Annotated in this window: 18 protein-coding genes; 14 read left to right on the forward strand and 4 right to left on the reverse strand. The window is 70.1% G+C overall.

From position 1 onward, the window contains the following. Positions 1–54: 54 nt before the first annotated feature. From ACZ6MZ_RS14805 to ACZ6MZ_RS14820, 4 genes are all read left to right on the forward strand, one after another. Entirely contained in the window at positions 55–1,221 is a 1,167-nt protein-coding gene (locus ACZ6MZ_RS14805; protein WP_469352075.1) for a nuclear transport factor 2 family protein, read from the forward strand. Positions 1,222–1,648: 427 nt separating this feature from the next. After that, positions 1,649–2,089 (forward strand): hypothetical protein, encoded by a 441-nt coding sequence (locus ACZ6MZ_RS14810; RefSeq protein ID WP_389790571.1) that lies wholly within the window; start codon positions 1,649–1,651, stop codon positions 2,087–2,089. Positions 2,090–2,107: 18 nt separating this feature from the next. Beyond that, entirely contained in the window at positions 2,108–4,393 is a 2,286-nt protein-coding gene (locus tag ACZ6MZ_RS14815; protein WP_469352077.1) for a DUF6571 family protein, read from the forward strand. A 29-nt stretch (positions 4,394–4,422) separates the two neighbouring features. Further along, complete coding sequence (locus ACZ6MZ_RS14820; protein ID WP_469352078.1) at positions 4,423–5,082, forward strand: hypothetical protein; 660 nt, start codon at positions 4,423–4,425, stop codon at positions 5,080–5,082. A gap of 414 nt (positions 5,083–5,496) precedes the next feature. Here the strand turns inward: ACZ6MZ_RS14820 and ACZ6MZ_RS14825 are convergent, their stop codons facing one another. Continuing rightward, positions 5,497–5,811 carry a MarR family winged helix-turn-helix transcriptional regulator gene (locus tag ACZ6MZ_RS14825; RefSeq protein ID WP_469352079.1) on the reverse strand — a complete coding sequence of 105 codons (315 nt, stop codon included), beginning with the start codon at positions 5,809–5,811 and terminating at the stop codon, positions 5,497–5,499. Between the two features lie 37 nt (positions 5,812–5,848). Here ACZ6MZ_RS14825 and ACZ6MZ_RS14830 point away from each other — a divergent pair, with 37 nt between their 5' ends. After that, positions 5,849–6,340 (forward strand): nuclear transport factor 2 family protein, encoded by a 492-nt coding sequence (locus tag ACZ6MZ_RS14830; protein ID WP_469352080.1) that lies wholly within the window; start codon positions 5,849–5,851, stop codon positions 6,338–6,340. Positions 6,341–6,488: 148 nt separating this feature from the next. Here the strand turns inward: ACZ6MZ_RS14830 and ACZ6MZ_RS14835 are convergent, their stop codons facing one another. Beyond that, entirely contained in the window at positions 6,489–7,766 is a 1,278-nt protein-coding gene (locus ACZ6MZ_RS14835; protein WP_469352082.1) for a cytochrome P450, read from the reverse strand. A 206-nt stretch (positions 7,767–7,972) separates the two neighbouring features. Here ACZ6MZ_RS14835 and ACZ6MZ_RS14840 point away from each other — a divergent pair, with 206 nt between their 5' ends. Next, positions 7,973–8,479 (forward strand): DUF5949 family protein, encoded by a 507-nt coding sequence (locus tag ACZ6MZ_RS14840; protein ID WP_469352084.1) that lies wholly within the window; start codon positions 7,973–7,975, stop codon positions 8,477–8,479. 13 nt (positions 8,480–8,492) lie between these two features. Continuing rightward, positions 8,493–9,128 carry a vitamin K epoxide reductase family protein gene (locus ACZ6MZ_RS14845; RefSeq protein ID WP_469352085.1) on the forward strand — a complete coding sequence of 212 codons (636 nt, stop codon included), beginning with the start codon at positions 8,493–8,495 and terminating at the stop codon, positions 9,126–9,128. A 131-nt stretch (positions 9,129–9,259) separates the two neighbouring features. On the opposite strand, the gene ACZ6MZ_RS14850 is transcribed toward ACZ6MZ_RS14845, so the two are convergent. Continuing rightward, the gene (locus tag ACZ6MZ_RS14850; protein WP_389787702.1) at positions 9,260–9,541 is read right to left on the reverse strand and encodes a hypothetical protein; all 282 of its coding nucleotides are present in this window, start codon (positions 9,539–9,541) and stop codon (positions 9,260–9,262) included. Positions 9,542–9,818: 277 nt separating this feature from the next. Then, positions 9,819–10,058 (reverse strand): chaplin, encoded by a 240-nt coding sequence (locus tag ACZ6MZ_RS14855; RefSeq protein WP_384179034.1) that lies wholly within the window; start codon positions 10,056–10,058, stop codon positions 9,819–9,821. Positions 10,059–10,327: 269 nt separating this feature from the next. Here ACZ6MZ_RS14855 and ACZ6MZ_RS14860 point away from each other — a divergent pair, with 269 nt between their 5' ends. From ACZ6MZ_RS14860 to ACZ6MZ_RS14890, 7 genes are all read left to right on the forward strand, one after another. Further along, positions 10,328–11,437 (forward strand): DUF3344 domain-containing protein, encoded by a 1,110-nt coding sequence (locus ACZ6MZ_RS14860; RefSeq protein WP_469352087.1) that lies wholly within the window; start codon positions 10,328–10,330, stop codon positions 11,435–11,437. A 123-nt stretch (positions 11,438–11,560) separates the two neighbouring features. Beyond that, the gene (locus ACZ6MZ_RS14865) at positions 11,561–12,748 is read left to right on the forward strand and encodes a glycosyltransferase (RefSeq protein ID WP_469352088.1); all 1,188 of its coding nucleotides are present in this window, start codon (positions 11,561–11,563) and stop codon (positions 12,746–12,748) included. Beyond that, the gene (locus ACZ6MZ_RS14870) at positions 12,745–14,382 is read left to right on the forward strand and encodes a sugar transferase (protein WP_469352089.1); all 1,638 of its coding nucleotides are present in this window, start codon (positions 12,745–12,747) and stop codon (positions 14,380–14,382) included. The genes ACZ6MZ_RS14865 and ACZ6MZ_RS14870 overlap by 4 nt, the downstream gene beginning before the upstream one ends. Continuing rightward, complete coding sequence (locus tag ACZ6MZ_RS14875; protein WP_469352091.1) at positions 14,382–15,770, forward strand: O-antigen ligase family protein; 1,389 nt, start codon at positions 14,382–14,384, stop codon at positions 15,768–15,770. The genes ACZ6MZ_RS14870 and ACZ6MZ_RS14875 overlap by 1 nt, the downstream gene beginning before the upstream one ends. Continuing rightward, the gene (locus ACZ6MZ_RS14880; RefSeq protein ID WP_469352093.1) at positions 15,767–17,536 is read left to right on the forward strand and encodes a lipid II flippase MurJ; all 1,770 of its coding nucleotides are present in this window, start codon (positions 15,767–15,769) and stop codon (positions 17,534–17,536) included. Before ACZ6MZ_RS14875 ends, ACZ6MZ_RS14880 begins: the two co-directional genes overlap by 4 nt. Before the next feature lie 73 nt (positions 17,537–17,609). Beyond that, positions 17,610–18,344 (forward strand): polysaccharide deacetylase family protein, encoded by a 735-nt coding sequence (locus ACZ6MZ_RS14885; protein ID WP_469352095.1) that lies wholly within the window; start codon positions 17,610–17,612, stop codon positions 18,342–18,344. Continuing rightward, entirely contained in the window at positions 18,341–19,567 is a 1,227-nt protein-coding gene (locus ACZ6MZ_RS14890; RefSeq protein ID WP_469352097.1) for a glycosyltransferase, read from the forward strand. Before ACZ6MZ_RS14885 ends, ACZ6MZ_RS14890 begins: the two co-directional genes overlap by 4 nt. The last annotated feature ends 2 nt before the right edge of the window (positions 19,568–19,569 follow it).

Consider the following 19,569-nt stretch of genomic DNA (forward strand, 5'->3'; position numbering starts at 1 on the left):
CGCAGAGACGGCTTGCGAGATCTGCGCTTGTCGCACCTGTCGAGGTGCACCACCATGGCGCGTATGACCACACCGCACACGATCGCCGTCCTCGGTCTGGGGCGCATGGGCGGCGCCATCGCGACACGACTGGCTGCCCAGGACTGGGACGTCGTCGGCTGGACCCGCTCAGGGCGCACATCAGGCACCGTCAAGATGACCGACGACCCGAACGAGGCCGTGGCGCGGGCCGACCTCGTACTCCTGGCACTGTTCGACGGCCCGGCCTGCCAGCAGGTCCTCGACGAGATTCGTGACTCACTGCGAACGGGCACGATCGTGCTCAACACCAGCACCATCGCCCCTGCGGAAGCGTCCAATCTGGCCCGGCAACTCGGCCCGTCCTACGTTCACGCGCCCGTGCTCGGCTCGGTGCCGGCCGCCGCAGCCGGTGCCTTGCGGATCCTCGCCGCCGCCGACCCGGACGCACTCGACCGAGTCCGACCGGTGCTGGAAACGCTGGGCACCGTCCGGCACGTGGACGACGCCTCCACCGCCGCCGCGCTGAAGCTGATCGCCAACAACAGCCTCGCAGGCGCCGTCCTCGCGCTGCGTGACTCACTGCGGCAGGCCCACGCCCTCGGCCTGCCCCGTGCCCAGACGCTGGACATCCTTGAACTCGGCCAGCTCGGCGGGCTCGTGGCCCGCAAGCGACCTTTCCTCCTCGGTGAGCCAACCGCTGCCACGGCCGAATTCACGATCGGTGCGCTGGACAAGGACATGGCTTTGCTGGCCGCCGCGTCGGACACCCCCTTGCGCAGCGCAACGGGTTTGGCCGACGCTCCTGCTGCCCTTGAGGCCGATATCGCCGTCGCTGCCACGGTCCCCGCCGTGGAGGACGCCGTGCTCGAACCGCTCCGCGCTTACATCCGCGGACACGCCACCGGCGACCCCGCCCACTTCCGCGACGCGTTCCTTCCTACCGCCCACATCGAAGGGATCCGGGACGGCGCATTCGTCTCCTGGCGCCTGGACGAGTACCGCACCCTCTTTAAGGGCCGGCCGGCACCGGACGAAGCGACCCGCACCCGCTGTATCGACGCCATAGATGTCCACGGCACCGTCGCGACCGCCACCATGACGCTCTCGCACGGCGCGGACATGTTCACGGACGTCTTCTTGCTGGTCCGCACCGACGACGGCTGGCGCATCGCCAACAAGGCCTATCACCGCCACTCCTGAGAGAGCGGGAAGCGATCCTTGCCCTCGGGGAACGATCTTCGGAGCCTCTTGTCGCCGCACGTCGCGTGCACTCGTGAACGCCCCACAGCAGCTCAAAGCCCCTACCGGGGAAACCCGGTAGGGGCTTTTTGGTGCTGTGGGGCGCGGTACTCCCGCCGTCGCCCAGGGAACACCCGGATCGAGTTCGATCCGGTCCGCGACATGGCGAGCGCCTTGAGTTGACGTACCTCCCGGTCGGTCGCCTGCGTGTCCATGGGCGCGTGAGCGCGGCAGTGGCGGCCGCTCCGTCATTGCTTGGGGATTGTGCGATCTACGTGAAGTTCTCCCCAGGAGGCTTTCCTGCTCGGTAATCGCACACGAGACCGGTCTACTGTGGAGTGGGGTGAAGTCATGGACACTCCAAGGATCGACACGGGGGCGCAGCCACATGGCATGGGACGAGTGGGAGCAGGCCAAGTTCAGTTCGGCGCAGACCCGGCTGAATCAGCTGCCGACGGAGCGTGGCGGATCGGGCGGAGGCAAGGACGACCTCACGGTCAACGACGACGGGCTGGGAAAACTGGGCGATCTGGCCCGCTCCCTGCGCGAGCAGCTGTCTACTGACGGTGACCACGCGCGCGCGGCCACGTTCGAGGCGTCGAACCAGCTGTTCAACGACGGTCTGGACATGGGCTCCGGACTCCTTGAGGTGCACGACGCCTGGAGCACCAAACTGGCCACCCTCAAGGAGGCCTGCGCGCACATTTCCAACCACCTCGACTACTCCCGCTCCACACACGCGAAGCAGGAGCAGAAGATCGTGACGGGGATGCAGTCGCTCGACGGCAAGACGATGACCGTGTCGCGCATCTACGACCAGTTCAAGTAAGCCAACGGGGAGCCCGCCATGGTCACGTGTCAGGAACTGCAGGATCTGAACCTCAGCACACTGAACACCGCGGTTTCGCAGTGGAAGCAGATGCTCGACAAACTGGTCTTCCTCGCCGACGGGGGCGACGGCGGGATCAACGCGGCCGATCTGGAGCGCAAGGCCAACGCGGCGGACTGGAAGGGTGACAACGCCACCGTAACCAAGGAGTTCACCACTACCACGGCACGCCAGTTCGACGACATGGTCACCGAGGCGCGCAGCATCCACAAGATCCTTGAGGAAGCTCACGCCGACCTGAAGATGCACAAGGAAGACCTCAGGACCACGATCGACACGTGGGCCAAGAAGAACGTCTACATCGACGAAAAAGGCGGCGCGATGTATGCCGGTCCGCCTCGCGAGGTCGAGGGCGGTCCCAAGGAGCAGACCAGCCAGGAAGAGGTCGACCGGGCGGCACGCGAGGTTGGCAAAATCCTGGAGGCGGCGAACGAGACCGACCGCATCGCCGCGCGTGCGCTGCGCAAGCACGCCCAGAGCAAGTACGACTTCGACGAGACCGGCTTCAAGGGTCTCAAAGACGCTGACCGGCAGCAGGGCATCGAGGACGCCGACGTGATGGTGAGGCTCGCGTCCAAGGGCGACGGGATGACCGACGAGGAGCTGAAGCGCTTCAACGAGACCTCCAGGTATCACCGCGACAATCCCGCCTTCGCCGAGCGGTTCGCGACCAAGCTGGGTCCGGAGGGCACGCTTGAGTTCTGGCGCAGTCTCGCCGACCCGGGCAAGGGGCGTACACCGGACCCGGACGGCGATCGGGCGAAGATCCTCGCCAAGGTGCAGGACAACCTGGGCATCACCCTGGCGAATGCCACCCATTCCGACGCGCCTGAGATGCGGGCCTGGAAGGACCGGATGATCGAGCTGGGCGACGATCCGATCAAGGCCAAGACAGGCATCCCCAGCGCGCCGTATGGCTTCCAGGTCCTGGGCCCGTTGATGACCGAAGGCAAGTGGGACTCGGCCTTCCTCAACAAATACGGCGAGAAGATGATCGAGTTCGAGCGCAAGTCCGACGACCCGGTGCTGGGCGGCCCGAAGGAGCTCTGGGAGAACCGCTTCAACCCAGCCCAGCTCTCCTATCCGCCCGGCGGCACCAAGCCGGACAGCGACCCGGTCGCCAACCTGATGGAGGCGCTCGGCCACAACCCGGAAGCTTCCGTGCAGTTTTTCAACGGCTCGTCCGGCAAGGGCGACGATGCGATGGGCAACTGGGACTACCTGGTCGACAAGGATGGCGAGGGCGCGCGCGTGTGGCCGACCGACGACGACGGGAAGACGACGGGGTTCAAGAACCTCGGCCACGCTCTGGAGTCGGGGACGCTCGGGTACGCGTACGACGACAAGGACCCGTCCATCCCGCCGATGGAGACCAAGGAGCAGATCGAGGCGCGGGAGCAGCGCACCGCGCTCATGGACCGGGTCGTGGACCACTACAAGACGTCTGACATGATCGACAAGCAGGACGGCATCCGCGACAGCCTGGCGAACATGGCGGCCGGCCACATCGACAGCCTCAACTACTCCGCGGCGGAGTTCGGCGGCAGCGGACCGAAATCAGGACGCGACGATCTCTTCGATGCCCAGGGGAACCATCTCCGCGACTTCGACGGGGGGGCCACCACGAGCTTCCTGCGCGCGCTGGCCACGGACAAGGACGCCTACGAGACCGTTTCCACGGCCCAGCAGATCTATGGGTCCAGCGCCATGGCCGGGCAGGGCGACGACGTGGGCGACGCGCAGCGCATCGGCATGCACAGCGTCAAGATGCACGGAATGCTGGACGAGGTTCGCTCCGAAGCCATCGGCAAGGAATTCGCCGACGTGAAGGAGGAGCGGAACAGGGAGCTCGAGAAGCAGGCCGAGTGGCGCAAGTACGCTGTGGGGGCCGTGGTCGGAGCCGCTGCGGGCGTCGGCGCGGCCGTGATCGTACCCACCGGCGCCGTCGCGGCCATCGCCGTGCCACTGGCCTTCGAGACCGTCGGGGGCGCCGCGGAGACCCAGTTCGCGACTCAGACGATCGACTGGCTCAAAGAGAACGAGTTCGACAACATCGACGAGTCGGTCGCGGGCATCGACCAGGCCGGGCAGGAGGGAAAACGCAACGCGATGACTCCCCTGCTGAACTGGGCGTCGGCACATGGCATGTCCGATGACGAGATCTGGGACTTGTCGGTCGCGGCCGAGAAGGAGTACGGAGCCGGCGCGGACCGTACGGACACCGACAACTCCCGAGGACACTGATGCTGAGGCGAACCCTCCCGATCCCCGTCATGGCACTCGTGCTGCTGACCGGCGCCTGCACCTCGGGCAACGATGGCGGGGATGCCACGGCCGACGCGGCCGCCGAACAGGCCGCGTGCGGAGAACTTCTCGGTGACGCGGGTGTGAAGTGGGTGGAGAGCCGAGCAGGCGGGGCCGGATCGGTTCGCATGATGAGCCACCACGGCCTTGAGAAGGCGCGCTCGATGCTCAGCGGCCAGATCAAGAACTGGGAGCCGGGCAGGAAGGGGATTCCGTTCTACGCGGAGTCCGATGTCTGCAGGGTGACGGCGGCTGCCGACGGCCCCGGAAGCGAACTCGCCCTCGATTACCGTCCCTCCATCCTCCCCTTCGACGCTCCCATCACCGGTTCCACGGACAGTGAGCTGACCGAAACGCCGGTGAACTCCGACGTGCGGCTGCTGCGTCGAGTTGCCGACGGTAGCGAAGTCCAGTACGTCGTTTTCGTCACCTGCAAGCTGCCGGGTACGCCGGCGCAACAGGAGAACGCCGTGCCGATCGAGGGGCGGATGACGGACACGCTCACCGGCGATACCGGCACCCGCACCCGCTTCACCCACCTGCTGCACTCCGCCCAGGTGATGACCGGCAAGCTCGACTGCCAGAACAAGCCCGTCATCCCGGCCGAACCACCGGCGTCGGTGACGTAGCCCCAGCCCCGACAGGCGTGTCGCTCAGGCTTCGCGACACGCCTGTCCGCTGCCCTGCCGTGCCCGCAGTGTGGCGGCGGACGAGGCCGCAGCGGCGGTGGCGGCTATCGACAATTACGTCATGATCCAGTCCAACCTCATGGATCCCGTGCCGGCCACCGCCGCCGTTCTTCTCGCCGCCCTGGCCGACCCCACACTCACCACGCCGACTGCCCGGAGACCGAAGACAAACGTCTCGCCTCGTTTCACCAGGTATTCCGCGATCAGCTGCCGACGTATCTGCGCTGAACACGCGACGACTGCGGGGCGGTTAACGCGATTCCGCGTGATCACCTGCGCGAACGGCGGTCATTTCGGTTCGTGCTGGGCGAGAACTCGGGTGAGCAGGCGGGTCAGGGTCTGTCGGTCCTCGGCTCACAGCGGTTTGAGCAGGTCGTCCTGTACCTGATCGAGCACCCCGTCCATGCGCCGCAGTTGCCGGGCACCGCCCCTGGTGAGGGTCACCTTGTTGCGCCGTCCGTGGTCCGGGTCCGGGGCCCGGTCGACGAAGCCCTGCTCGACCAGCTCGTTGATGGCCGCCACGACGTCGCTGCGGTCGATACGGCCCCGGCGGCCGAGCTCCGCCTGGCTGGCGGGCCCGAACTCGTGCAGTGCCGCCAGGATGCGGTAGTGATACCTGCGGGCCCCGGCAGCGGTGAAGCCGTCGGACACCAGCCGGCGGGCGTGCACGGCCAGCTGGGTGGAGCAACCATCAAAGGAGCCGCCCGTGTCCGCTGTCGCCCGGACCGCCGACCGCGTCGAGATTGCCGACCTGTTCGCCCGCTTGGCCAACCTGCTGGACGAGTGCCGCCACGAAGACGCCGGCACCGTCTATCACGACGACGTCGTGGTGCGCTCGCCTCGGGGCGAGTTACACGGTCTCGATGAGGTGACCGCCCACCTGAAGCGAAGCCAGGTTGAGGGTGAGCACACCCAACACGTGCACGGGGACGTGCTGGTGCAGGTTGACGGTGACCGCGCGAAGGCCACCGCGAACCAGCTCACGTACTTCTGCCGCAACGGCGAAGCGCCCCATCGGTCAAGCGGTCTGCGCGTGGCCTGCACCGCGGTGCGGACATCGCCCGGCTGGCGATTCAGCGAGAGCCAGATCACGCTCGCCTGGATGCAGGAGAAGCGACGTGGTGAGTCAGGACCGGACCTCAGCCCTGACGGCCAGAGTCATCTGCGCCTCGAGACGCGCCCGCTATCGACGGGGTGACCAGGGCCGATTCACAGTCGCGGCGGCGAGCGTGGTGGGCGCGTAGTCGACGATGGTGACGTGGTGCCCGCGAGCTATGAGGCGTACGACATCGGCGCCGTCCCCGCCGGCGCGGCAGGGACAGAGGGGAGATCCGAGGGCGATGCCGTTACGGCTGGGGGGTGGTGTATGCGCAGGGCATGGAGCGGACTCGGTTGTCGAAGTTGGAGGGGACCAGGACCGGGGGGCCTGGGGTGAGGTTGGGGGATCGGGTGAGGAGTTCGCGGAAGAGGGCCTTCATTTCCTGCTTGGCCAGGTAGGTGCCCAGGCAGTAGTGCGGGCCTCCGCCGCCGTAGCCGACGTGGGGGTTGGGGGTGCGGGTGATGTCGAAGGTGTCCGGGGCGGGGAAGACGGTCTCGTCGCGGTTGGCGGAGGCGTAGAAGAGCACGACCTTGTCGCCGCGGCGGAAGTCGTGGCCGTTCATACGGTGATCCTGGGTGAGGGTGCGGCGGAACTGGATGATCGGCGTCGAGTGGCGCACGATCTCCTCCATCGCGCCTTCCGAGTAGCGGTCGAAATCGTCGAGCAGCAGGGCGCGTTGGTCGGGGTGGCGGGTCAGTAGGTCCAGGCCGTGGGCGATGGCGTTACGGGTGGTCTCCACGCCGGCGACCATCAGCAGGGAGAAGAAGGCGCCCAGTTGGCGTCCGGTCAGTGCCTGGCCGTCGATGTCGGCGCTGACCAGTGCCGAGATGAGATCGTCCGTGGGGTTCTTGCGGCGCTCGCGGCCGAGGTCAGCGACCATGCCCTGCATCGAGGCCAGGGCGCGCAGGCCCTTTCCCGGCATCCGGAGCCGGCTGCGGGCGACGCCGATGTCGCCCGAGGCGCGGTTCACCTGGGCGAGGATCGAGGGGCGCTCCCGCTCCGGGATGCCCATCAGATTGCAGATGACCTCGAAGGGCATGCGTGAGGCCACCGCGGTGACGAAGTCGTCCGGCCGCCGGGTGAGGACGTCGTCCACGATGCGGGCCGCCACCGCCTGGATGTCCGCCTCCGTGCGGCTCAGGATCCGTGGGGTGAAGGCGCGGGAGACGATACGGCGCAGCTGCGTGTGGTGCGGGGCGTCCACGTTGACCAGGGAGTCCCCGAACAGGGCGCGCACCCAGCGGGCAGGCTCGGGTGTCGTGGCGCCCGGCGCGCTCGCGAACACCTGGGGGTTACGGCTCGCCTCCACCACATCGGCGTGTCTGACGAGCGCGTGGAATCCCCGCTCCGGTCGCCAACGGCTTTTGGGACGTTCGACGAAGTACTGGGGTTCGTCGAGTTGGCGGAGGACGGCGAATGCCTGTACGCGTGCGGAATGGGGAAGTTGCCAGAACGACGGGTCTCCGAGATCCGGCCTTTCCCGCTGTTCGCCCTGTGGCGCTGTCCGTTGAGCGAATGTCGCCATTTCGATTCCTCCCAGGGATGCGAGTGGTCAAGGAGTTTCCCATGGAACACGGATGGACAAGGCGCGACCGGCCAGCGCGCCCTGTGCGAAGTCTCGCACTGGGGAGCGAAATCGGGTGAGCGGCGGCCGGAAGTAGCCAACGGGATAACCCAATCGGGTGACGCGAGCTCACGGAAATTGCCTGGCGGCCAGTACTGTGCCGAAGCATGACCTCTACCAAATCCGCGTCGGGCAGCGTTCAGTACGCGTCCCTCCTGGGCACCCTCTCGGTGATCGCCTGGACGAGTGAGCCGTCCACCGGAGAACGCACAGCGCCTTTTCTGCTGGCCTATTCGCTCGGTGACGGGCACAACGGTCCGGAGGCCGGTGAAAAGGCGATGCGTACGGTTCTCGGCGGGATCGGGCTGAATCCGGGCGGCGATCTGGTCGATGCCTCGCAGGCGCCCGGCATGCCGATCACGCTGCTGGTGGAGGCGGGGCGGGCCGTACTGACCATGCCGTATCTGAACGCGCAGTGCGCCGTCCCTCCGGAGTGGGAGCAGGACGCGCGGGAGAACGGGCAGGTCTATTTCCTGGTCGCCACCCGTCCGTGGGCGGAGGGAACGCCCGGAAAGCCGGTCAGCGAAGAGCAGTTGCGTGCCTTCGTCGGCGACGAGGACATGCTCTCCGCCGCCGCACACTGCCTGCTGCCGGTACGCAGCCTCCGCGGCTGAGGGGGAGGGCGTCATGGCAACGGTATTGGCCGAGAAGGTATCCACCGGCGAAAGCGCGGACGGCAAGAGCGGTACATGGGGCGGCAGTCGGGCATTCGCGCTGTTGCTGGTGATGACGGGCGCGGCCGGGGTGCTGGCCGCGTGGGTCATCACCCTCGACAAGTTCACGCTGCTGGAGGATCCGAATTTCATCCCGGGATGCAGCCTGAATCCGGTGGTCTCCTGCGGGAACATCATGAAGAGCGAGCAGGCGTCGGTTTTCGGCTTTCCGAATCCGATGCTGGGACTTGTGGCGTACGGGGGTGTGGTCTGCGTCGGAATGGGGCTGCTGGCCGGGGCGCGTCACCGGCGCTGGTTCTGGCTCGGTCTGAACGCCGGCACGCTCTTCGGCGTCGGGTTCTGCACCTGGCTCCAGTATCAGTCGCTGTACAACATCAACTCGCTGTGCCTGTGGTGCTGCTTGGCCTGGGTCGCCACCATCGTGATGTTCTGCTACGTCACGGCCCACAACATCGAGCACCGGATCCTGCCCGCCCCCGCCGGCTTCCGGGCCGCGCTGGGTGAGTTCCACTGGGCTCCGCCGGTGCTGTGGATCGGCGTCATCGGGATGCTCGTCCTGACCCGCTGGTGGGACTTCTGGACCAGCTGACCGCGGCCCCGGCCCCGACGGCTCCGATCCCGGCCGCCGCCCCTCCTCACGACCTGTCGCCAGGAGGGGCGGTCATGACGACGCGGTCACGACCGGGCGGCGCCCTTCAAGGAAGAACGGGAAGAACGGGACTACTTGCCGAGCGGAAGCCCGCCGAGCAGCTTCTTGCCCTGCTGCGCCTTGCTCACCCCGTCCGTGGTGGTCTTCACGGAGTTGAGGAGCGAGCCCTCCCGCTCGGTGTCCAGCGTGTTGGTGTTCAGCGGCTTGGCGTCGCGCAGACCCTGGCCGGCCACGCTGTCGAGGCCGCCGTTCAGGCTGGTGGGGGTCAGGGCGTCGGCGGCGAAGGCCGGGGTGGCGGCACCCAGCGCCATCATGGAACCGGCGACGACAGCGGCAACCTTCATGGGCTTCATTTTTGAATCCTTCTTTCAGCGTCTCTGTTGCGAGGCAACTCTCGCTTCGCACAGGCTTCTTGGAGGTTTCCTTTGCGTGGCCTCGACATCTGTAACGATTCCCGGGCGCGGCGGAAACTCCGTGCGGAGGGAATTCTGAGCGGGCCACCCGAATGAGGGCGGTGTCCGGGCAGCAGAAGAGCCGCCCTGCCCCCGAGGGTAAGAGCGGCTCTGCTCTGCGACGGCGTCCGCGTCGCCGTCAGCTAAGGCCGTCAGCGAACGCCGACACCGAACTCCGTCAGGCGTTGACGCAGGCGCCGCCGAAGGCCGGGTTGAGCAGAGCAACGGCGTTGACGGTGTTGCCGCAGACGTTCATCGGCGTGTGGACGGGGAGCTGGACGACATTGCCGGACATGACGCCCGGGGAGCCGACAGCCGCGCCGTGCGCGCCGCTGTCGGCGAAAGCGGCACCGGAGGCGCCGACGACAGCGGCGGCCGCCGCGGTGGAGAGAACAACAGCCTTCGCGATACGCGACATGGAGAAGGGCTCCTCGGTCGTAAGGGGCGACATAAGTGACGGACGCGATTGCCCGACTCATGCATCAACGCCCGGGGCGCCGGTCGGTTGCGCACCCGAATGAGTGAAGCGCCCCGGCGCGCGGCCGGGCCCGCGGCGGGGGGACGGGAAGTGACCCTGTACAGGAATCGTTTTGTACGTTCAGCGCGTTTCAGCGCGTCTGACGTGATTTTCAGTCCGCGCTCTGTAAAGGTGCGTTCTTGTTTCGATCTTCGAGACGGAGAACACATATGCGGAATTCAGCGGTTCTTACCGTGGGGCGGGGCCTGCTGTGCGCCCTGGCCTCTCTCGTGCTGTCGGCGGCGGCTTTTCCCTCGTCGGCCGCCCCGCACGTCGATGTCAAGCCGGGGGTCAAGGAAAAGTCCCGTATCCCCTTCGCGCAGCGCTATCACGCGGTGCAGCATGGCGGGATCGTACGGGCGGCCAATTCGGCCATCACCTGCCGCACCCCCAAGGGGGATTCCGCCTGCGCGTCCGCCCGCGCCGGCGCCGGTGCGTCCAACAATGAATTCAACATGTTCTACACGGACGTCGACAAGGACCCGAACACCTACAACTCGACGAGGGCTGAGCTCCGCGTGCCGGCCGGCGCCCGGGTGAGCTACGCGCGGCTCTACTGGGGCGGGAACCTCCGGGTCGGGGAGCAGAAGCCGCCGCGGGACAACGGCCGCGTCCTCCTCGCCGAGCCTCGCGGGAAGTACCGGGAAGTCCTGGCGGACACGGTGATCGGGCACCGTACGGCGTCCGGCGCGGATGCCTTCCAGGCGTCGGCGAATGTGACACGCCTCGTCCGGTCGAGCGGCTCGGGGATGTACACGGTGGCGCAGATCAATGTCGCGATGGGGCGGTCCGCGGCGGGCGCCTGGGGCGGCTGGACGCTTGTCGTCGCGTACGAGAAAAAGGGCGCTCCGCTGCGTCATCTCTCGGTCTGGGACGGATTCGACATGCTCGACAAGAACCGGCAGAGCGTCGGAATCGATTTCGGTCCCATGCGCATGCCCGCGCGAGCCGCCGGGCGTCTGGGGGTCGTCGCGTACGACGGGGACCGGGGAATCGCCGGAGAGTCGCTCACCGCGAAAACCAACCGCGGCAATGGGATGGCGCTCAGCAATAAGGGCAATCCGGCCGGTGATGTGATGAATTCCAGCATCACGGATTCCGGAATTACTCCTATTAAACGACAGCCTGCTTATTCGAACACGCTGGGCTATGACTCAGATGTGTTCGATCTGCGGGGTTTGCTTGCCTCCGGCGGCGATCGGCTGAGCGTTCGATTCAGCACCAAGCGTGACCCCGTCTGGGTCGGTGCGTTTTTCGTAGAGGCAGAAGTACGGAACTGATGATCCGCTGAGATCCACCGTGATCCACCGCGATCCGCTGAGATCCGTGTGCCTCGGGCCCCGCTCGAGAGATCGCTCTCGAGAGATCGCTTTCCTGTTGTCCACGAGTGGAAAGAGTTGCGCGTGCAGCCACAACGGCCCCGGCCCGGCGCCGGCTTCACGGCGCTCCACCTCGTCCAGCCGGTCGATGGCGGAGTGGCCCGGGTGGTGCTGGATCTGGTCGGGGCACAGGTGGGCGCCGGAGTACGGGTCGCCGTCGCCTGCCCCGAGGAGGGACCGCTCGCCGGGGCTGCGGCCGGGCGCGGCGCCGAGGTCCACGCGTGGCGGGCGACGCGCGGCCCAGGACCCGGTCTGCTCCATGAGATCCGGCAGGCCGCCCGGCTGGTCGAGCTGATCGGCCCGGATCTGGTCCACGCCCACAGCGCGAAGGCCGGGCTCGCCGGCCGGCTGGCCGTCCGGGGCCGGGTGCCGACCGTCTTCCAGCCGCACGCCTGGTCGTTCGAGGCGGTCGGCGGAGTGACCGGCCGGCTGGCCAGGCACTGGGAGCGGCGGGCGATCCGCTGGACCGACCGCGTCGTCTGCGTCAGCGACGCGGAGCGGCGCACCGGGGAGCGGGCCGGGATCGACGCCTCCTGGTCCGTCGTCCACAACGGAGTGGACGTCAGCCGGTTCGCGCCGGCGTACCCCATGTCCGCCGACGCTGCCGCCGCGCGCGCCTCTCTTCCGCTGCTGGCGGCGCTGCCGGCGGCCACCCCCGTCGTGGTCTGCGTCGGCCGGCTGTGCAGGCAGAAGGGCCAGGACATCCTGCTGCGCGCCTGGCCATCGGTCGTCCGGCAGCTGCCCCAGGCGCGGCTGGTGCTCGTCGGCGACGGTCCCGACGCCGCCGCACTGCGCGCCCAGGCCCCGCCCTCGGTGTTCTTCGCCGGAGCCGTACCGGACACCGCGCCCTGGTACCGGGCGGCCGATCTCGTCGTCCTGCCGTCCCGCTGGGAGGGCATGGCGGTGGCCCCGCTGGAGGCCATGGCCAGTGGGAAGGCCGTCGTCCTCAGCGATGTGGACGGCGCGCGGGAGAGCCTGCCGCCCGGCCGCGCTTCCCGCTGTCTCACCCCTCCCGAGGACCCGTCCGCGCTGGCGGCCGCCGTGAGCGCGCTGCTCCGCGACGGGCCGCTGCGCGAGGCCATCGGCCGCCAGGGCCGTCACCACGTACTCAGTACCCACGACGTGCGCAGGACCGCGCGGGCCATCGCGGACGTGTACCGCGAAGTCGCCGTCGTGCCGCGCCCCGAACGCAGGGAGCCGATTCCCCAGTGAGCACGGAAAGCACCAGCGTGCCCCCGCCGTCCGGGCGCGCGCGGACAGCGGAACAGCGCGTGCGGCGCGTCTCGATCGCCCCACCCCGGCGCACCTCCGACCGCGTCGCCCCGCAGCCGCGCCGTACGCCGGGTGCCCCGCCGCGCTTCGGCCTGCCGCTGATCGCGGCGGACTGGCTCGCGGCCCTGCTGTCCGCCGCCGTCCTGAACTACGGGCGGCTCGGCGCGGTCCTGGCCGTCCAGCTCATCGTCTGCGTGACCGTACTGAACGCGTGCGCGGGGCTCTACCGCCCCGGCGTCACCCTGTCCTTCCTGGACCGGGCCCCCGCGCTGGCCGCGCGGATCGCGGTGGCGTGGTGCGCGGCCGCGGCCGTCCTCGCCGCGCTCTTCCCCGAACACGGACTGGGCTTCGCGGACCTGCTCGGCGGCGGCGCCGTACAGCTCGCCGTCGCGTGCTGCTGCCGCTCGCTCGTCCACGCCCGCAGGCGCGCGGTGACGCGCGAGCAGCCGCGGTCCGCCCTTGTCGTCGGTACGGGCACGGCGGCGCGGCGGATGACCGCGCTGCTCGCCCAGCATCCCGAGTACGGCCTGCGGCCCGTCGGAATCGCGGCCCCCGCCGCCCAGGGCGAGGACACGCGCGGCGGCGGCAGGGAAGCGCGCAGCGGCAGAGACAGCAGAGACACAAGGGACGGCAGAGACGGCAGAGACGCCAGGGACAGCAGAGACACCCGAGACGGCGGCGGCAGCAGGGACGGCAGCGGCCCGAACGTCACCAGCGGCACGAGCGGTACGAACGCCCCCGCCCTGCCGGTACTGACCTCGACCGAGGAGATCCACCGTGCCGTCATCCAGAACGGCGTCCAGGAAGCCGTGTTCGTCGACTCCGGCGACGGCGCGGACCGGTCGGCGTCGCTCGTCGCGCTGTTCCACGAGTACGGCTGCGCCACCTGGTTCGTCGGCGCCGGCCCCTGGGACACCCCCGCCGCGCCCGGCGCCATGCCGCAGCACCTCTGGGGATTCCCCTGCCGCCGCCTGGAGCCGCCGCCCCCACGCCGCCACGACTCGGTCGCCAAACGCCTGCTGGACGTGGCCGTCGCGGGCCCGGTGCTGCTCGCCATCTCCCCGGTCCTGCTGACCTGCGCCCTCGCCGTGCGGCTCTGTGACGGCCCCGATGTGCTGTTCCACCAGGAACGCGTCGGCCAGAACGGCCGCCCCTTCACCCTGCTCAAGTTCCGCACCCTGCGCCCGGTCGACGAGCACGAGGCCGCCACCCGCTGGAACATCGCCAACGACCTCCGGATGAGCGCCGTGGGCAACTTCCTGCGCCGTACGTCGATGGACGAGCTGCCGCAGCTGTGGAACGTACTGCGCGGCGACATGAGCCTGGTCGGCCCCCGGCCGGAACGGCCCTTCTTCGTCGCCAACTTCAGCAAGACCCTCCCCGGCTACGCCGCCCGGCACCGGATGCCCGTCGGCATCACCGGTCTCGCGCAGGTCCACGGGCTGCGCGGGGACACCTCCATCGAGGATCGGTCCCGTTTCGACAATCACTACATCGACCATTGGTCGTTGTGGCAGGACGTGTGCATTCTTCTGCGGACCGCCGCCTCCCTCGTCCGTCCGGCCGGCAGCTGATGGCCGCCGGCACCACGGGCCTCCCGTACCTGACGTCCCGTCATCCATATCCGTCCGACGGATGGCCCACCGGCCGCTGGCGGGCCGTGCTGCGCCGCTCCGCGCCCCTGCTGCCCGCCGTGGCGGTGATCGCGCTGCTCGCCGTACCGTCGGTCTCGGCCGCCGACGCCTCCGGCGGTTCCGGGAACGCCGCGGACGTGGCCTCGGCGCTGCTCGTCCTGTACTGCCTCGTACGCGTCCTGCGGGAGCGGGCCCGCCCGCTGACCCGAACCGCCGCGCTGGTCCTCGGCCTTCCGGTGCTGGGCGTGACCGTCGCGGCGATCACCTCCCACGACCCGGCGTCCAGCCTGCCCGGGGTGGCGCGCTATCTGCAGATCTTCGTACTGGTGCCGGCCGCGCTGCTGCTGCTCGTCCGCGACCGCGCCGACTTCCGGCTCGTCGCCGGGTCCGTGGTGGCCCTCGCGCTGGCGCAGGGCTCGGTCGGAGTCGTGCAGTATCTGACCGGCACCGGCGCCTCGTACATGGGCGAGGACATCCGCGCGGTCGGTACGTTCGGCCCCACCGATGTGATGGGCATGGCCACCGTCGTCTCGTACGGACTGGTCATCGCCGTCGGCTTCGCGCTCGCCGACGAGTGGAACGCGCCCCGCGGACAGCGCGCCGTCGCCCTCGTCTGCGCGGGGCTGCTGTGCGTCCCGCTCGCGCTGTCCTTCAGCCGCGGCGCCTGGATCGCCACGGTGGTGGCGCTTGTGCTTCAGCTGGCGCTCTCCGGACCGCGCAGGGCCGCCGGGATCATGCTCGCCGCCGGCGCGCTCGGCGTCGTGCTCGTGGGCGGTCTCGGGGTCGGCTCGCACATGATCACCGAGCGCCTCGACAGCATCACCCGGGTCGCCGACGCGCCCGACCAGTCCGTCACCGACCGGTACACAATGTGGGCCGCGGCCACCGACATGTGGCGCGAACAGCCGGTCACCGGCGTGGGGCTGAAGGGTTTCCCCGCCCACCGTGACAGCCACGCCTCGCTGGCGCTCTCCTCCGGCAGCGACACCGAGGGGGCCGGAAGGATCTTCCAGCGCCAGCCCCTGCTGTCGCCCCACAACATGTATCTGCTCGTCCTCAGTGAGCAGGGACTGCTGGGGCTCGTCGCGCTGGCGAGCAGCTGGGCCGCGCTCCTCGTGTGCGCGCTGCGCCGGCTGCCCGGCGCGCGCCGCTCCCGCAGAGGCAGCGACTGCGCCCTCGCCGCCGCGGGGCTGCTGATCTGGCAGCTGGTGGACTTCACGTACGCGGACATCGGCGGGCCCTCGACCGTGCTGACGGCCGTAGTGCTCGGCCTGGCGGCCTGGTGGGCGCTGGACCGACGGGCGAACGGCGGGGCTGCCCCGGCGTGACCGACACGAGGAAGTCCCTTTCCGCGGTGCCCGCGCCGTCCCCCGCGGTGCCCCCGCCCGCTCGCCCCGTACCGCCGCCGACCCCCGCTGTACCCGCACCGGCCCCCGCTGTCCCACCCCCGCCCGCACCGAAGCAGAAAGAGGCGGCCGAGGGCGGTACGGACGGCGGCCCCGGCTCGCTCTCCTCCGCCTCCTCCGCCTCCTCCGCCCCCAGCTCCTCCGGCCGGTTCCTGGCGCGCGCCGCGTTCCTCACCGCCCTGCTGACCGCCGTCGGCGCCCTGCTCGGCCTCCTCCGCGACCAGACCATCGCGCATCTCTACGGCGCGGGCCCCGACACCGACGCCTTCCTGGTCGCCTGGACTCTGCCCGAGATGGCCGCCACGCTCCTCATCGAGGACGCCATGGCGCTGATCCTCGTACCGGCGTTCAGCCTGGCGCTGGCCCGCCGGGCCACCCAGCCCTCGCCGGACCCCGTACGGCTCCTGATGCGGACGACGCTGCCGAGGCTGTTCCTCGGTCTCAGCGCGGGCGCGGCCCTGCTGATCGCCGCCGCCCCCTGGGTGGTGGCCGCGCTGGCCCCCGGCCTGGCGGACCCGCGGCTGGCGGTCGACTGCACCCGGCTGACCGCCACCAGCGCCTTCACCTTCGGCATGGCCGGGTACTTCAGCGCCGCGCTGCGGGCGCACGGCAGCTTCGTGGCGCCCGCGATGATCTACGCCGCGTACAACGCCGGCATCATCGCGACGATGCTCGCCCTCCGGGACCGCTGGGGGGTACGGGCCGCCGCCATCGGCGTCGCCCTCGGCGGGGTGCTGATGATGCTCGTCCAGGTCCCCACCCTGTGGCGCAGGCTGAAGGAGCGCCGGCCGGTGACCGGCCAGGAGCCGCAGACGGCCGGCGGCGGGCCGCCCGTCGCCCTCGGACTGATCGCCCCCGTCATCGTGTTCGCCCTCACCCGGCAGTCGCAGGTCCTCATCGAACGGTTCCTGGCCGCGCCGCTGCCGGCCGGCGCCATCTCGCATCTGAACTACGCGCAGAAGGTCGCGCAGATCCCGATGACGCTCTCCCTGATGCTGTGCACCGTCACCTTCCCGGTCGTCGCCCGCGCCATGGCGGCGGGGGAGACCGACCGGGCGCGGCGGCGGGTCGAGCACGATCTCGCGCTGGCCGCCGTCATCGTGCTGTCGGGGGCCGCCACGGTCGTCGCCTGCGCGCCGCAGATCATCGAAGTGCTCTTCCAGCGCGGTGCGTTCGACCGGGGGGACACGGCGGCGACCGCCTCCGTGATCCGGGTCTACGCGCTCGGCCTGCTCGGCCACACCCTGGTCGGGGCGCTCGTACGCTGCTACTTCTCCGCCGCGCGCCCACTGTGGTTCCCGGCGCTCGCCATGATCGTCGGGCTCGCGCTGACCACCGGCGCGGGCGCCCTGCTGGTGAACGTCTGGGGCGTGCTCGGCATCGCCGCCGCCAACGCGCTCGGCATCACGGTCACCGCCGCCCTGATGCTGGGCGCCGTCGGCCGCCACAGCGTGCCCGTGAGGCTCCGTCATGTCTGCGGCGGCCTGGTCAAACTCAGCGCCGGCGCCGCCGCGGCCACCGGCTCCGGCTGGCTCTGCGGAGCCCTCATCCCCTCACCCGTCGTCGGCGCCGCGGTGGCCTGCGTCGTGGTCGCCGCGGTGTTCCTCGTCATCGCCCGCGCCCTGCGGGTTCCCGAGATCGACATCCTCTTCCGCCCCCTCACACGAAAGCTCGCGCATGCCCGCTGACACGGTGTCCGCAAGCCCCCCCTCCGCATCGCGGGGGCCGCGGCGCAAGTCCCCCGGCCCCCTGTGGGCCGTCATGTACCACTCGGTCGCCGACTGCTCCGACGACCCCTACCAGGTGACCGTCTCACCGGGCCGGCTCGACCGGCAGCTGCGCTGGCTGCGCCGCCGCGGGCTGACCGGCGTCGGCATGGAGCGGCTGCTGCGCGCCCGCGCCGAAGGACGCGGCGCCGGCCTCGTCGGCCTCACCTTCGACGACGGGTACGCCGACTTCCTCGACGAGGCCGTGCCGCTGCTGCGCCGGTACGAGTTCAGCGCCACCGTCTTCGTCCTGCCGGGCCTCCTCGGCGGTACGAACGAATGGGACCGGCTCGGCCCGCGCAAACCGCTCCTCACCGAGGACGGCATCCGGCGGGCCGCCGCGGCCGGCATGGAGATCGGCTCCCACGGCCTGCGCCACACCGATCTCATCGGGGCCGCCGCCGGACTGCTCGCCGGCGAGACCGGACGCAGCCGGGAACTCCTGCGCGCCCTCACGGGCGCCGAGGTGACCGGCTTCTGCTATCCGTACGGCACGGTCGACGCACGCGCCATGGAGGCCGTACGCGCCGCGGGATACACGTACGCCTGCGCCATCAGCCCCGGGCCGCTCACCGGCATGCTCGCCCTGCCCCGCGTCCATGTCGGGGAGCAGGACACCAGCCTGCGGCTGCACATCAAACGGCGGCTGCACCGCTGGCGCCGCGAGCCCGTCCCGGCCGGCGCGTATCCCGGGGTGCCGGAGCCACGCGCGGAGAGGACCACCCCGTGAAGGTGCTGCACATCATCACCGGGCTCGGCATCGGCGGGGCCGAACAGCAACTGCGGCTGCTGCTGCGGGAGCTGCCGACCGACAGCGCCGTCATCACCCTGACCAACCCCGGGGCGGTCGCCGAGGGCATCGTCGCCGACGGAGTGCCCGTCACGGACCTCGACATGGCGGGGAACCGGGACTTCGGCGCGCTGCCCCGGCTGGCCACGCTGGTGCGGCAGGGACAGTACGACCTGGTGCACACGCACCTCTACCGGGCCTGCCTGTACGGGCGGTTCGCGGCCCGGCTGGCCGGCGTACGGACCATCGTCGCGACCGAGCACTCCCTCGGAGCCGTACAGATCGAGGGCCGGCCGCTGAGCACCGGCGTCCGCGCCCTGTATCTCGCCGGGGAGCGCCTGGGCACCGCGACGGTCGCCGTCTCCGCCACCGTCGCGCGGCGGCTGGAGCGCTGGGGGGTGCGCCGTGACCGTATCCATGTCGTACCCAACGGCATCGAGGTCGGGCGCTTCGCGTTCGACGAGACCGCCCGCCGCGCCGCACGGGGCCGGCTCGGACTGCCGCGGAACGCCTTTGTGGTGGGCGCCGTCGGACGGCTCGCCGCCGGCAAGCGCTTCGACACGCTCGTCCGGGCCGTCGCCGATCTGCCCGGCGCGCACCTTCTCCTCATCGGTGACGGCCCCGAGCAGGGCCGGCTGCGGCGGCTCGCCGAGAAGCGGGGAGCGGCCGGGCGGATCCTCTTCCACGGCGCGTGCCAGGACCCGCCGCCGCTCCCGCGCGCATCCGGCGTGACATCCGGATCATCTGATGAACCATCAGGCGGGCGGCCGGGTGGGTCCTCCGGCGGGACCGATCTGCCCGCGCTGCTCGCGGCCATGGACGTCTTCGTGTCCACCTCCCCCGACGAGGCCTTCGGGCTCGCCGTCGTCGAAGCTCTCGCGGCCGGGCTCCCGGTGCTCCATGTCACCTGCCCCGCCCTGCAGGACCTCCCCGCCGAGGCCGCGCCCGGAGCGCGGCGGATCAGCGGCTCCGTGCCCGAACTGACCGCCGAGCTGCGGCATTTCCAGGACATGTCCCTCCGGGCGTTCCAGGAGACCGGGCCGCGCCGGCTGCCCGTGCCCGCCGCCGCGCGCCACTACGACATCTCCCACAGTGCCGAACAGCTGATGGCCGTCTACGAGAAAGCCGTTCACGGCCCGGCCCCCACCCGAGAAGCGAGTTGAAC

Source organism: Streptomyces sp. NPDC042201, assembly GCF_055582185.1.

Excerpts from the sequence above, each read along its gene's own strand:
- ACZ6MZ_RS14835 (WP_469352082.1), bottom strand. The coding sequence starts at position 7,766 with ATGGCGACATTCGCTCAACGGACAGCGCCACAGGGCGAACAGCGGGAA.
- ACZ6MZ_RS14860 (WP_469352087.1), top strand. The coding sequence starts at position 10,328 with ATGCGGAATTCAGCGGTTCTTACCGTGGGGCGGGGCCTGCTGTGCGCC.
- ACZ6MZ_RS14815 (WP_469352077.1), top strand. The coding sequence starts at position 2,108 with ATGGTCACGTGTCAGGAACTGCAGGATCTGAACCTCAGCACACTGAAC.
- ACZ6MZ_RS14855 (WP_384179034.1), bottom strand. The coding sequence starts at position 10,058 with ATGTCGCGTATCGCGAAGGCTGTTGTTCTCTCCACCGCGGCGGCCGCC.
- ACZ6MZ_RS14845 (WP_469352085.1), top strand. The coding sequence starts at position 8,493 with ATGGCAACGGTATTGGCCGAGAAGGTATCCACCGGCGAAAGCGCGGAC.
- ACZ6MZ_RS14820 (WP_469352078.1), top strand. The coding sequence starts at position 4,423 with ATGGCACTCGTGCTGCTGACCGGCGCCTGCACCTCGGGCAACGATGGC.
- ACZ6MZ_RS14805 (WP_469352075.1), top strand. The coding sequence starts at position 55 with ATGGCGCGTATGACCACACCGCACACGATCGCCGTCCTCGGTCTGGGG.
- ACZ6MZ_RS14850 (WP_389787702.1), bottom strand. The coding sequence starts at position 9,541 with ATGAAGCCCATGAAGGTTGCCGCTGTCGTCGCCGGTTCCATGATGGCG.
- ACZ6MZ_RS14875 (WP_469352091.1), top strand. The coding sequence starts at position 14,382 with ATGGCCGCCGGCACCACGGGCCTCCCGTACCTGACGTCCCGTCATCCA.
- ACZ6MZ_RS14810 (WP_389790571.1), top strand. The coding sequence starts at position 1,649 with ATGGCATGGGACGAGTGGGAGCAGGCCAAGTTCAGTTCGGCGCAGACC.
- ACZ6MZ_RS14885 (WP_469352095.1), top strand. The coding sequence starts at position 17,610 with ATGTACCACTCGGTCGCCGACTGCTCCGACGACCCCTACCAGGTGACC.
- ACZ6MZ_RS14840 (WP_469352084.1), top strand. The coding sequence starts at position 7,973 with ATGACCTCTACCAAATCCGCGTCGGGCAGCGTTCAGTACGCGTCCCTC.